Raw genomic sequence first — 12,307 nt, forward strand, 5'->3', positions numbered from 1 at the left:
GTCAGCGCTGCAGCGGCAAGTAACTTTGTTTGAGCTGGTGCAAGACAAAGCTCGATTTGCTGTGGCGGATGCCGGGAATTTTATACAGGCGCTCGCGCAGCAGGCGCTCGTAATCGCGCGTGTCGCTGACGGCGATGCGCAGATAGTAATCGTAGTCGCCCGAGACGAGAAACGCTTCCAGCACTTCCGGGATCATGGCCAGCGCGTGGCCGAATTCGAACAGGGCCTGGTCGGAATGGTCGTCCAAGGTCACTTGCACGATGACGGTGTCGGCCAGCCCCACCTTGGCCGCGTTGACGTTCACCGTGTAGCCCTCGATGACGCCATCGTCTTCCATGCGCTTGATGCGCGCCCAGCATGGCGAAGAGGTCAGGCCCACCTTCGCGCTCAGCTCGTGCAGGCTGATACGGGCATCCTGTTGCAGGGCCGTCAGGATGGCGAGGTCGAATTTATCGAGCTTCATTCTGCTAACTCCTAATTTAACAGCAAATTTTGCTGAAGTAGGCATTTTATACGAGAAAACCAGCAGCCTTTTCTGCCGAAGCAAGCAGAAAATAGACCCATGAAACCCGATCCCGCTCCCCTCCTCGCTCCCGCCCACGATCTTGCGCCGCGCAACGGCGCCAGCGTCCTCATCGACACCCTGCTGGCCCTGGGCGTCGACACCGTTTTCGGCTACCCGGGCGGCGCCGTGCTGCCCCTGTACGACGCGCTGCATGCGCAGCCCCGCTTGCGCCACGTGCTGGTGCGCCACGAACAGGCAGCCGTGCATGCGGCCGAAGGGTATGCGCGCAGCACGGGCCGGCCTGGCGTGGTCTTCGTCACCTCCGGCCCCGGCATGAGCAACACCACCACGGGCTTGCTCGACGCCCTGTGCGATTCGATTCCCCTCATCTGCATCAGCGGCCAGGTGGCCACCACCAGCATCGGCACCAACGCCTTCCAGGAATGCGACGCGCTGGGCATTTCGCGCCCCGTCACCAAGTGGAACCGGCAAATCCGCACGGCAGAGGAAACGGCGGCCGTCGTGCACGAGGCCTACGCGCAGGCCACGCAGGGCCGGCCCGGCCCCGTGCTGATCGACTTTCCCAAAGACTTGCAGCTGGCGCCGGTCAAGGCAACGGCGACGCTTGCCCCCAGTATGCCGGCCAGCGCCCCCCTGCCCGGCAGTGGCGACCTCGAACGGGCCGCCAGCCTGATCGCCAGCGCGCGCCAGCCCGTGTTCTATGGTGGTGGAGGCCTCATCAATTCCGGCCCGGATGCCTGCGCCGCGTTCGGGCAGCTGGTCAAGCTGGCGGCCGCACCCTGCACCTTGACCCTGCTGGGCCTGGGCGCCTTTCCCGCCTCGCACCCGGCCTTCCTGGGCATGCTGGGCATGCACGGCACGCTGGAGGCGAACCTGGCCATGCACCATGCCGACCTGATCGTCTGCGTCGGCGCCCGCTTCGACGACCGGGTCACGGGGCGGCTGGGCGCCTTCTGCCCCGGCGCGAAAATCATCCACATCGATATCGACCCGGCCTCCATCGGCAAGGTGGTGCGCGCCGACGTGGCCCTGCGCGGCGACTGCGCGCCCGTGCTGGCCGCATTGCTAACTACCTTGCTGGCGCAGCTGCGCGGGCGATTGCTGGCGGACCGCCAGCCGTGGTGGCGGCGCATCGATGGCTGGCGCGCGCAAGACAGCCTGGCGTTCGACGACACGCCGGAGGTGATCGCGCCGCAGGCGCTGATGCGCCGGCTGCAGGCAGCGCTCGACGGAATGGACGCCATCGTGTCCACCGACGTGGGCCAGCACCAGATGTGGGCGGCGCAGCACTTGCGCGTCGAGCAGCCGCGCCGCTGGCTGACTTCGGGCGGCGCCGGCACCATGGGCTATGGCTTGCCGGCCGCCATCGGCGCGCAGGTCGCCCATCCTGAAAAGTGCGTGGTGTGCGTCAGCGGCGATGCCTCGATTTTGATGAATATCCAGGAATTGGCGACCGCCACGCAACACCGTCTGCCTGTGAAAGTGGTGTTGTCGAACAATGGCACCATGGGCATGGTGCGCCAGTGGCAGGAACTCATCCATGGCGGGCGCTACAGCCACAGCTACATGGAAGCGCTGCCCGATTTCGTCGCCCTGGCGCGGGCGTTTGGCTGGCAGGCGCACACGGTGAGCCGGCGCGAGGAACTCGACGCAGCGCTGGCAGCCTGCCTGGAATCAAGCGGCCCGTATTTTCTCGACGTGCGCGTGCATGGCGCAGAAAACTGCTTCCCCATGATGGCCCCCGGCGCGGGCCACCATGAAGTCACGTTGACGAAAGGCGTCGTCTATACCGAGTAAAAACCCCGTTTAACTCCACACTCGATAAACCCAGTAACTTTCATCATCGCGGCTGGCACGCGCCAGTTCGGTAGGGCTCAAGCCCGTGATGGCGCGTACCTCGCGGCACAGGTGGGCCTGGTCGGCGTAACCGCCCTCGGCGGCGATATCGCTCCATGAGGCATTGCCTTGCAGCATGGCCTCGCGCGCGTCGAGAAACGACTGCTCCGCGCGGCGCATGCGGCGCAAGGTGCGCATGGGCTGGCCGGCCCAAGCCTTGATGCGGCGCTCGATATTGCGCGCGCCACTGGCCAGGCCCGTCGATGCCGCTTGCACGCCCAGGCGGCGCACCCAGTCCTGTATGGCGCCGGCCGGATGGTCGCCGCTTTTGCGCGCCACCGCCCAGCGTGGCGCCAGGAACGCTTCCACCAGCGCGATGCGCGCCGCGTCGTCGGGTGCGGCCAGCACGGCATCGGACAGCGCCAGCCAGTCGGCGTCAAACAGGGGGGCTAGCGGGCGCACCTGGTCGAACAGGACTGCCATGTCGATGCCCGTCAACGCATGCAGGGCGGCCGGATACAGCATCACCATGAATGAGTGCACGGGGCCGGGGTTGTAGCTGACCAGCGGATAGCCGCGCGGACCGCTGAACAGGGCGGGCGGCATGCGCACGTCCGGCAGCGACAGGCCGGGCGCCGCCGCCTCAACCTCGCCCGCGACGGTCCACAGCAGACAGCACATGGGCGTGGCGGGAAAGCGGTTCAGGCGCTGCTCTGGCGGCAACGGCGCGCAGCGCGTGGTGTCGCGCACGAGGAAGGCGCGCACACAGGAAGCGAGCGCGGCGCGTGGCGCGATCAAGCGGGTCAGGGGTGTAGGGGCGGCAGGCATGGCGACGATTGTACCGGCAATTTCCGGCGCCGCGCGATGTCGTATTCGTTCAAGACGCGGGCACGCAAGCGCGCTACAGTGATGCCATTGTCGCCATCCACCAGGAGTACGCCATGCCCCCACTCGACCACGCCATCGCGCCCGCCGCCACCCCGACCCTGCGCCAGATCCGCCAGTTGCCGGGGCCTTTCGCCCTGCCCATCATCGGCAACGCGCTGCAAGTGAAACTGCCGCGTATCCACCGCGACGTGGAAGGCTGGGTGCGCCACTATGGCCCCTACGTGCGCGCCTGGTTCGGCCGCACCCTGGTGCTGGTGGTGGCCGACAGCGAAGCCGTGGCAGCCGTGCTGCGCGACCGCCCGGACGGCTTCCGGCGTCCGCTGTCGAGCTATATCGTGTCCGAGGAAATGGGCGGCAACCCCGGCCTGTTCCTGGCCGAGGGCACGCAATGGCGCAACCAGCGCCGCATGGTGATGGCCGGCATGGCGCCGGGCGCCATCAAGGCGTATTTCCCCGCGCTGGTGACGGTGGCGCAGCGTCTGCAGCGACGCTGGCATCTTGCCGCCACGCAAGGCCAGGCAATCGGCCTCGATGGCGACCTGAAACGCTACACGGTCGACATCATCGCCGGCCTGGCCTTCGGCACGGCAGTCAATACGCTCGAATCGGGCGAAGACGTGATCCAGCGCCACCTGGACGCGATCCTGCCCGCCGTGGCGCGGCGCAGCCTGTCGATGCTGCCGTACTGGCGCTACTTCAAACTGCCCGTCGATCGGCGCCTGGACCGCGACGTGGCCGCGCTGGACGTGGCCGTGGCCGACCTGGTGCGGCAAGCGCGTACCCGCCTGGAGCGCGATCCCGCGCGGCGCGTACGCCCGCCCAACCTGCTCGAAGCCATGATCGCCGCCGCCGACGAAGCCGACAGCGGCGTGGACGACCGCGCCGTGGCCGGCAATGTAATGACCATGCTGCTAGCCGGCGAAGACACAACGGCCAACACGCTGTCCTGGATGATTTACCTGCTGCAACGCCATCCGCACGCCCTGGCGAAGGCGCGCGAGGAAGTGCGGCGCCTGGCACCCGACGTGGCGCACTTCACCCTGGCGCAAATGGACAGCCTCGACTACCTTGGCGCCTGCGCCAGCGAAGCCATGCGTTTGAAACCGGTGGCGCCCTACATCCCGCTCGAAGCGCTGCGCGACACGGTGGTGGGGGACGTGGCCGTCCCCGCAGGCAGTTTGCTGTGGTGCGTGATGCGCCATGACAGCGTCTCCGATGCGCACTTTCCCGATGCGCAAGCCTTCCAGCCCGAGCGCTGGTTGGAGGACAGCAGCGAGTCCAACAACAAGCGCGCCGCCATGCCGTTTGGCGCCGGTGTACGCACCTGCCCCGGCCGCTATCTGGCCTTGCTGGAAATCAAGATCGCCTTGGCCATGCTGCTGGGCAGCTTCGACATCGTCGGCGTCGATACGCCCGATGGCGGCGAGGCGCAGGAACTGATGGGTTTCGTGATGTCGCCCATCGGCCTGACGATGCGCCTGGCGCGGCCGCAGTGATACCATGGGGGACATCCTATTCATTCGATCTCCCCATGACTATCCGCCTGGAATCGCCGCAGCAAGCCGACGTGCAAACCCTGATTGCCGAGCTTGATGCCTATCAACAAACCCTGTATCCGGCCGAATGCGTGTATTCGCTGGACCTGGCGTCCGTGCCGCCGGACAGCCTGCTGTTTGCCGTCGCCCGCGATACAGCGGGCACGGCGCGCGCTTGCGGCGCCATCGTCGTCACGCCCGATTTTGGCGAGGTCAAACGCATGTATGTGCACCCGGAAAGCCGCGGCCTGGGCCTGGCCAAGCGCCTGCTGGCTCTGCTGGAAGAGCAGGCGCTGGCGCGCGGCTGCCGCTTGCTGACGTTAGAGACGGGCATCCACCAGCCCGCAGCCATCGCCCTGTATGCGCGCCACGGCTATCAACAGCGCGGCCCCTACGGCGACTATCCCGACGATCCGTTCAGTGTCTTCATGGAAAAACCGCTGCAGGTGGCGGCATGAACGCGCCCGTCGACAGCTTGCTCGACATCCGCGCGCGCCTGCGCGCCTTTGCCGACGAACGCGACTGGGACCAGTTCCACACGCCGAAAAACCTGGCCATGGCCCTGTCCGTGGAAGTGGCGGAACTGGCCGAGCACTACCAGTGGCTGCCCACGGGCGCGGACGCCGAGCTGGACGACGCCAAGCGCACGGGCATCCGCCACGAGCTGGCCGACGTGCTGATGTATCTGGTGCGCCTGGCCGACAAGAGCGGCGTCGACCTACATGCGGCCGTGCTGGAAAAGATGGAGCTGAACGCGCAAAAATACCCGGCGCAGCAGGTGCGCGGCGACGCGCGCAAGTATAGCGAGTACTGATAACCCCATCCGTGCGTGGCTGCAGCCTAAAAAGGCGTAGCATCAAGGCATGCGTATTCCTCTATCCCTGCTGCTCGCCGGCTTGCTCGCTGCCCCACCGTACAGCGCTATTGCGCTGGCGCAAACCGCGCCCGTGCCGCAAGTGAAAGTCGATGCCACGCGCGACCCTGTGGATAAATCCTACCGCAAGATGCTGCAGGGCGTGGACCGCTTCGAGCGCGACCATGCGCTGGCGCCGCAGGCGGTGTTGCGCTTTCGCTTGCTGCCGCGCCAGCCCGGCGTGGACATGACGGGCGTGCAGCTGCGCATCGCCGGCGATACGGTCAACATCCCCTTGCCCTTGGCGGAAGACAACAGCTTTGCCCCCGTGCGCCATGCGCAAGCCGCGCGCGAAGACGCCGTGCTGATCGCCAACCGCAAGGCCTCCACCATGAGCTGGCGCGCGCAAGTCATCACGCCCGGCTTGCCGCCCGGCACGCGGCGCCTGGGCGACTTGCGCCTGGAATGCCGCGCCGGCATGGATTCCGGGCTGATCTCGAACGACCCGCAAATCATCGCCTGGCTGTCCAGCATGCTCTACAGCACCGACAAGGTGTGTTCCGAGCCCGACGGCAATTATTTGTTTTTCACGGACCGCCCCCTGTTCGGCGTGACCCTTGTGCATGGCGAGCGCAGGGTCACGCTGCCATTCACCATGCTGTACGCGGGCGGCGAGCAAACCCCCGCCTCGCTGCCCTATTGCGATTGCCAGGTCTTGCTCGACCGCACGTATTACGCGCCCCTGTGGGATGCCAGCTGGCCCGACGATACCTTGCTGGAATTTACTTACATGGACGGGGTGGCCCCATGAAGTGGCTGAGTGTCTTCGCGCTGATGCTGCTCGCCGCCTGCTCCGGCACGCGCGCCTTGCAGGCAAGCAAGAATGTGCCTTACGCAACCCTGGAGCAGACGGTGCAGCCGGGCAGCAGCACGCGCGAGCAGGTGCGCGCGGCGCTGGGAGACAGCACGTCCATCCGCTTCGACAGCGGCATTGAAGTGTGGATGTACACCTACCCGATCGCTGCGGGCGCGCAGGGTGAGTATGTGATCATGTTTGGCGGGGATGGGGTGGTACGCAAGGTACGCAGCGGAGAAGTCTACCAGATACGGAAATGAACCCCGCCAGCGCTACACTGGCGGGGTGATTGTCTTAGCGCGCCTTCAGCAAGGCCCGTGTGGCCATGCCCGCGCCCACGCTGGGGTTGCGGCCTACGCCGGCAGCCTTGCGCTTGGGCGACGCCTTCAGTTTGAAGATGCCGATCGACTGGGCTACGCTGTCGGTGCGCTGCGCCAGGCTGGTGGCAGCCGCAGCCGCCTGCTCCACCAGCGCCGCATTCTGCTGCGTGATGCCATCCATCTGGATGACGGCCTGGTTGACTTGCCCAATGCCCTGATTTTGCTCGCGCGTGGTGGAGGAAATCTCGTCCATCACTTCCGTCACGCGGGCCACCGAGGCGATCACTTCCGTCATGGTGGCGCCCGCATTGCTGGTCAGCACGCTGCCCGCATTCACGGTGGCGATCGAATGGTCGATCAAATTCTTGACTTCCTTGGCCGCCGTTGCCGAGCGCTGCGCCAGGCTGCGCACTTCACCGGCCACGACGGCGAAGCCGCGGCCATGCTCGCCCGCACGCGCCGCTTCCACGGCCGCGTTCAAGGCAAGAATGTTGGTCTGGAAGGCAATGCCGTCAATCAGGCCGATGATGTCGAGAATCTTGCGCGACGACGTACTGATTTCATTCATCGTGGTGACCACTTCGCTGACGATGGTACCGCCCTTGGCGGCGACGGTGGATGCCTGCGCCGCCAGGTCGTTGGCCGTGGCCACGTGGTCGGCGCTATTCTGCACCGTGGACGTCAGTTCTTCCATGCTGGCCGCCGTCTGCTCCAGGCTGGAAGCCTGCGATTCCGTGCGGCTGGACAAGTCCATATTGCCAGTCGCAATTTCCGCCGTCGTGACGCGGATATCCTCAAAGTTGGCGCGCACGTCGCCGATGATGCTGTGCAGGTTGATGTTGGTCTGGCGCAAGGCCGCCATTAATTGCCCCATATCATCATCACGCACCTTGTCGATGACGCCCGTCAAGTCGCCACCGGCCATCTTGCGCGCCACCGTGATGGCGTCGCCCAGGGGCGCGACCAGCGAATTGTGCAGATGGGCCCAGAAATACAGCATCAGTGCGACGGCCACGGCGGCAGTGCCGCTGAGCCAGCTGCGCGTGGCCGTGCTCGTATCGCCATCGATATTCCATACGGCGCAGCCGAGGATGGCCAGCACCACGCCAAAGACGATGCAATGCAGGGCCAGGTCTTGCGACAGGCTCAGCTTGCGCCACTCGGCCAGCTTGGCGGCCCAGCCCTGGCGCACGACGCGGCCATTGCGGAATGCCAGCCTGGCGGCGTTGCCATCTTTAAAACTTTTATACAGGGCTGCTGCTTCGTTGATCTGCTCGCGTGTGGGCTTGGTACGCACGGACATGTAGCCGATCGGGCGGCCGTTCTCGATGACGGGCGTGATATTCGCAAAGACCCAATAAAAATCGCCATTCTTGCAGCGGTTCTTGACCATGCCGGTCCATGGCATGCCCGTCTTGATGGTATCCCACAGGTCGGCAAACGCTTCGGCCGGCATATCGGGATGACGCAGAATATTCTGTGGCGCACCCAGCAGTTCCATTTCTGAAAAACCGCTGACTTCAATGAAATACTGATTGGCGTAATTAATGTTTCCCTGTAAATCCGTGGTGGAAACAATCGTCATGCCTTCATTTAATACGTATTCATTTTGCGTGATAGGCGTATTGACCCGCATCGTCGCTCCTCTATTTTTTCAACTAGCATAACAAAAACATAAAAACAATATACCACATCAAGCACCAGCGAGATATCGCCACGGCGACAGTGACACTCGTCAAACAATTTAATAAAAGTCAATTTTTTTATGTTTTAGAATTTACTTTACTTCAACTTGATTGACTTTATTGAAATTAAAAATTTCAATAGCAGGCAGGACGGATAATTAATTAAATATTATTTATTGTTATCCGGTGCGATAAACAAGCCGCCTACGCCGATTAAAAGATGGCAACACCAGGCCAATAGGAAAAATACATGGCGCAGCCATCCGCGTTAGTAACGGAGCAATAAGGTTCATTTCTTGACGGGGGGAATAAAAACTGGCGCGAACGCGCCAGTGGGGGATATGTCTCCAATCCGCGACACAGGCGCCGGAGCGCCTGTGGGATGGCTTACTTAAATGACTTACGCGGCGGCGACTTCGGACGCGGTGCCGCAGGCTTGCGCTCCGTCGTGCCATCATCCAGGCTGATGCGCAGTTTCTGGCCCGAGACCACGACCGATTTCAGGTGGTCGAGGATTTCTGGCGGCATGCCTTCCGGCAAGTCCAGCACGCTGTAGTTGTCAAAGATATCGATGCGGCCGATATGCTTGGCTTCCAGGTTCGCTTCGTTGGCGATGGCGCCGACGATGTTGCTTGGCGTCACAGCGTGCTCACGGCCCACTTCGATGCGGTAGGCCGTCACGCCTGGACGTGGACGTTCCTTCTTCGGCGCGCGCGGCGCTGGTGCTGGTGCAAGTGCTGCGTCGCCCGCGTCGGCCGGCGCATCCTTGAACGCTGGCGCGGACTTGGCGGCAAACGGCTTGCGTGGCGCGGCTGGCGGCGCCAGGTCCGGTGCATCGCCATCGCGGCTGATGCGCAGCTGCTGGCCCGCCACCCACACGGTTTTCAGCTGGTCCAGCAATTCTTTCGGCATGCTGTCCGGCAAGTCCAGGACGCTGTAATCGTCATAGATTTCGATGCGGCCGATGTTTTTCGAATCGATGCCCGCTTCGTTGGCGATGGCACCCACGATATTGCCCGGTTTCACGCCATGCTGATGACCTACCTCAATGCGGAAGGTTTGCATGCCGGCGTCGGCTGGGCGCTGGATGCGTTCCTTTTTCGGGAAGGCCGGACGTTCGCCACGCTCGCTGCGCTCGTTACGCTCGAAGCGGTCGCCCCGTTCCGGACGGTCGTTGCGTTCGAAGCGGTCTTGGCGCACAGGACGGTCGTCTTGCCACGTGGCTTGCTCGCGCGCCTTATTCTTGTCCAGCAACAGAGGCACATTGCCACGCGCCATCTTCGCCAATGCGGCGGCGATCTCGATGGCGGGAATGTTTTTCTCGCGTTCGAAATCCTCGATCAGCGACTGGAACTGTTCCAGTTCGCCCAGGGCCAGGGTGTCGCTGATCTGTTCCTTGAACTTGGCGATACGCACGTCGTTGACGGCCTGAATCGTCGGCAGTTCCAGCATGCCGATCGGCTGGCGGGTCGAACGTTCGATGGCTTTCAACAAGTTCTTTTCACGCGGGGTGATGAACAGAATCGCTTCGCCGCTGCGGCCGGCACGGCCTGTGCGGCCAATGCGGTGGGTATAGCTTTCCGGATCGTGCGGGACGTCGTAGTTGACGACGTGGCTGATGCGCTCGACGTCCAGGCCGCGGGCGGCCACGTCGGTTGCCACGAGGATGTCGATCTTGCCGTCTTTCAATTGCTGGATCGTGCGCTCGCGCTGGGCTTGCTGGATGTCGCCATTGATGGCGGCAGCCGAGAAGCCGCGTGCTTGCAGCTTGCCGGCCAGCTCTTCCGTGCCCAGCTTGGTGCGGGCAAAGATGATCATGCCATCAAACACTTCCGCTTCCAGGATGCGGGTCAATGCGTCCAGCTTGTGCATGCCCGACACCAGCCAGTAGCGCTGGCGAATGTTGTCAGCCGTGCCCGTCTTGGCGGCGACCGTCACTTCGGCCGGATTGACCAGGTAGGTCGTGGCAATGCGCTTGATGACGGAAGGCATGGTGGCCGAGAACAGGGCCGTTTGATGGCCATCCGGCGTTTCCTTCAAGATGCGTTCGACATCGTCGATAAAGCCCATACGCAGCATTTCATCGGCTTCGTCCAGCACCAGCGTCTTCAACTTGGACAGGTCGAGCGAACCCTTGTCCAGGTGATCGATGACGCGGCCAGGGGTGCCGACGATGACATGCACGCCGCGACGCAGGGCCGACAACTGCGGGCCGTAGCTTTGGCCGCCGTAGATCGGCAACACGTGGAAGCCGGGAATGTGGGCGGCGTACACCTGGAACGCTTCGGCGACCTGGATGGCCAGTTCGCGTGTCGGTGCCAGGACCAGGGCTTGGGGTGAGCTTTGTTTCAGATCAATGCGCGACAGGATAGGCAAGGCGAAGGCGGCGGTCTTACCCGTGCCTGTTTGCGCCTGGCCCAGCACGTCGCGGTTAGCGAGCAATAATGGAATCGTGGCCGCCTGGATAGGCGACGGTGTTTCGTAACCGACATCCTTGAGCGCGCGAATCAGCGGCTCGCTCAGGTTAAGGTCGGAAAATAAGGAAATTGGTGTATCAGACATGAAATCACTCACAAGTTCGCTCGAATCGCCCAATGCGAAAGAGTGTATCTGCTAGTTTACTCTTTACTGGACCTTACCGGGTGGCTGCATGCCGCAGAACGCCGTTTTTTGCGCCATATCTACCGAAAAAAGGCAGAAAAATCGGTGATCCGCACGCAATTGGCGCGTGATTTTACCAACATTAAACGATACACAACAATGTGCCGCCTGCGCCTGTTCTGCGCGGCAACGGCAACGGCGGGCGCGGAAGCACTGCGGCGCCCGCCCCCCTCAGGTACGCAAGAACTCCAGCAAGTCCTCGTTCAGACGGTCTTTGTGCGTCGTCGCCAAGCCGTGCGGCGCGCCTGCATACACGAGCAGCTTGCTGCCGATGATGAGCTCAGCCGTGCGCCGCGCCGAGGCGGCGATCGGCACGATCTGGTCATCGTCGCCATGGATCACCAGGGTCGGCACGTCGAATTTGCCCAGGTCGCTGGTGAAGTCCGTTTCGGAAAATTGCTTGATGCACAAATAGGCTGCCGGCATGCCCGCCTGCATGCCTTGTCGCCAGAAACTGTCGCGCACGCCCTGCGACGGCTTGGCGCCGGGCCGGTTGTAGCCATAGAACGCCTCGCTCAAGTCGCGGAAGAATTGGCTGCGGTCGGCCTGCACGCCGGCGCGGATGGCGTCAAAGGCGGACAGCGGCAAGCCCAGCGGATTGTCGGCCGTTTGCAGCATCAGCGGCGGCACGGCGCCCACCAGCACGGCGCCGGCCAGGCGCTGCGTGCCATGGCGGCCGATGTAGCGCGCCACCTCGCCGCCGCCCGTCGAATGGCCCACCAGGGTGGCGCCCGTCAAGTCCAGCGCCGCGATCAACGCGGCCAGGTCATTGGCATAGGTATCCATGTCGTTGCCGTCGAAAGGCTGGCTGGAGCGGCCATGGCCGCGCCGGTCGTGCGCGATGACGCGGTAGCCGTGCGAGGCCAGATAAAACATCTGGTCTTCCCAGGCGTCGGACGACAGCGGCCAGCCGTGGCTGAAGACGACGGGCGGGCCGCTGCCCCAGTCCTTGTAGTAGATCAGGGTGCCGTCGGCGGTACGCAGGGTATTGCTCGATTGCAAGTCGGTGGCAGTCATGGGACGCTCCTTGTCGGTGGGCCAGCGGCCATTGTGGCCGCAATGGCGCGCGCACGCCGCGCGCTACGCTGGAGCATTGCGGTAGAGTAAGATTGCCGCTGCTTTGCTTTCCCGTATTCACTTTTGGAGT

Annotated in this window: 11 protein-coding genes; 6 read left to right on the plus strand and 5 right to left on the minus strand. The window is 63.7% G+C overall.

What is annotated here, in order from left to right; translation table 11 throughout:
* Position 1: 1 nt before the first annotated feature.
* Positions 2–463: an Lrp/AsnC family transcriptional regulator gene (locus ACQ4W7_RS16155; protein WP_436531727.1), complete on the minus strand. Its 462-nt coding sequence runs from the start codon at positions 461–463 to the stop codon at positions 2–4.
* Positions 464–562: 99 nt separating this feature from the next.
* Between ACQ4W7_RS16155 and ilvB the strand changes: the two genes are divergently transcribed.
* Positions 563–2,323, plus strand: a complete 1,761-nt coding sequence (gene ilvB, locus ACQ4W7_RS16160) for a biosynthetic-type acetolactate synthase large subunit (protein WP_436531729.1) — start codon at positions 563–565, stop codon at positions 2,321–2,323.
* 9 nt (positions 2,324–2,332) lie between these two features.
* On the opposite strand, the gene ACQ4W7_RS16165 is transcribed toward ilvB, so the two are convergent.
* The gene (locus tag ACQ4W7_RS16165) at positions 2,333–3,190 is read right to left on the minus strand and encodes a helix-turn-helix domain-containing protein (RefSeq protein WP_436531731.1); all 858 of its coding nucleotides are present in this window, start codon (positions 3,188–3,190) and stop codon (positions 2,333–2,335) included.
* Between the two features lie 113 nt (positions 3,191–3,303).
* Between ACQ4W7_RS16165 and ACQ4W7_RS16170 the strand changes: the two genes are divergently transcribed.
* From ACQ4W7_RS16170 to bamE, 5 genes are read left to right on the plus strand one after another with little or no spacing between them, the layout of a single operon-like run.
* On the plus strand, positions 3,304–4,746 hold the full coding sequence (locus ACQ4W7_RS16170; RefSeq protein ID WP_436531733.1) for a cytochrome P450: 1,443 nt from the start codon (positions 3,304–3,306) through the stop codon (positions 4,744–4,746).
* Positions 4,747–4,781: 35 nt separating this feature from the next.
* Positions 4,782–5,243 carry a GNAT family N-acetyltransferase gene (locus tag ACQ4W7_RS16175; RefSeq protein WP_426073206.1) on the plus strand — a complete coding sequence of 154 codons (462 nt, stop codon included), beginning with the start codon at positions 4,782–4,784 and terminating at the stop codon, positions 5,241–5,243.
* Positions 5,240–5,599, plus strand: coding sequence for a nucleotide pyrophosphohydrolase (locus ACQ4W7_RS16180; RefSeq protein ID WP_436531735.1), 360 nt, complete (start codon positions 5,240–5,242; stop codon positions 5,597–5,599). Before ACQ4W7_RS16175 ends, ACQ4W7_RS16180 begins: the two co-directional genes overlap by 4 nt.
* A 49-nt stretch (positions 5,600–5,648) precedes the next feature.
* The gene (locus ACQ4W7_RS16185) at positions 5,649–6,449 is read left to right on the plus strand and encodes a hypothetical protein (protein WP_436531737.1); all 801 of its coding nucleotides are present in this window, start codon (positions 5,649–5,651) and stop codon (positions 6,447–6,449) included.
* Complete coding sequence (bamE, locus tag ACQ4W7_RS16190; protein ID WP_436531739.1) at positions 6,446–6,754, plus strand: outer membrane protein assembly factor BamE domain-containing protein; 309 nt, start codon at positions 6,446–6,448, stop codon at positions 6,752–6,754. The genes ACQ4W7_RS16185 and bamE overlap by 4 nt, the downstream gene beginning before the upstream one ends.
* Before the next feature lie 34 nt (positions 6,755–6,788).
* Here the strand turns inward: bamE and ACQ4W7_RS16195 are convergent, their stop codons facing one another.
* The 3 genes from ACQ4W7_RS16195 to ACQ4W7_RS16205 all read right to left on the minus strand — a co-directional run bounded on the left by ACQ4W7_RS16195 (position 6,789) and on the right by ACQ4W7_RS16205 (position 12,177).
* Positions 6,789–8,450: a methyl-accepting chemotaxis protein gene (locus ACQ4W7_RS16195; RefSeq protein ID WP_426073210.1), complete on the minus strand. Its 1,662-nt coding sequence runs from the start codon at positions 8,448–8,450 to the stop codon at positions 6,789–6,791.
* A 436-nt stretch (positions 8,451–8,886) separates the two neighbouring features.
* On the minus strand, positions 8,887–11,061 hold the full coding sequence (locus ACQ4W7_RS16200) for a DEAD/DEAH box helicase (RefSeq protein ID WP_426073211.1): 2,175 nt from the start codon (positions 11,059–11,061) through the stop codon (positions 8,887–8,889).
* Between the two features lie 270 nt (positions 11,062–11,331).
* The gene (locus ACQ4W7_RS16205; RefSeq protein ID WP_436531742.1) at positions 11,332–12,177 is read right to left on the minus strand and encodes an alpha/beta fold hydrolase; all 846 of its coding nucleotides are present in this window, start codon (positions 12,175–12,177) and stop codon (positions 11,332–11,334) included.
* Positions 12,178–12,307: the final 130 nt, after the last annotated feature.

Origin of the sequence: Janthinobacterium algoris (genome assembly GCF_051380935.1) — a bacterium.
In the GTDB taxonomy this organism is placed as follows: domain Bacteria; phylum Pseudomonadota; class Gammaproteobacteria; order Burkholderiales; family Burkholderiaceae_D; genus Janthinobacterium.

Bases quoted from the DNA above. Each gene is read 5' to 3' on its own strand.
- ACQ4W7_RS16155 (WP_436531727.1), bottom strand. From the start codon at position 463: ATGAAGCTCGATAAATTCGACCTCGCCATCCTGACGGCCCTGCAACAG.
- ilvB (WP_436531729.1), top strand. From the start codon at position 563: ATGAAACCCGATCCCGCTCCCCTCCTCGCTCCCGCCCACGATCTTGCG.
- ACQ4W7_RS16165 (WP_436531731.1), bottom strand. From the start codon at position 3,190: ATGCCTGCCGCCCCTACACCCCTGACCCGCTTGATCGCGCCACGCGCC.
- ACQ4W7_RS16170 (WP_436531733.1), top strand. From the start codon at position 3,304: ATGCCCCCACTCGACCACGCCATCGCGCCCGCCGCCACCCCGACCCTG.
- ACQ4W7_RS16175 (WP_426073206.1), top strand. From the start codon at position 4,782: ATGACTATCCGCCTGGAATCGCCGCAGCAAGCCGACGTGCAAACCCTG.
- ACQ4W7_RS16180 (WP_436531735.1), top strand. From the start codon at position 5,240: ATGAACGCGCCCGTCGACAGCTTGCTCGACATCCGCGCGCGCCTGCGC.
- ACQ4W7_RS16185 (WP_436531737.1), top strand. From the start codon at position 5,649: ATGCGTATTCCTCTATCCCTGCTGCTCGCCGGCTTGCTCGCTGCCCCA.
- bamE (WP_436531739.1), top strand. From the start codon at position 6,446: ATGAAGTGGCTGAGTGTCTTCGCGCTGATGCTGCTCGCCGCCTGCTCC.
- ACQ4W7_RS16195 (WP_426073210.1), bottom strand. From the start codon at position 8,450: ATGCGGGTCAATACGCCTATCACGCAAAATGAATACGTATTAAATGAA.
- ACQ4W7_RS16200 (WP_426073211.1), bottom strand. From the start codon at position 11,061: ATGTCTGATACACCAATTTCCTTATTTTCCGACCTTAACCTGAGCGAG.
- ACQ4W7_RS16205 (WP_436531742.1), bottom strand. From the start codon at position 12,177: ATGACTGCCACCGACTTGCAATCGAGCAATACCCTGCGTACCGCCGAC.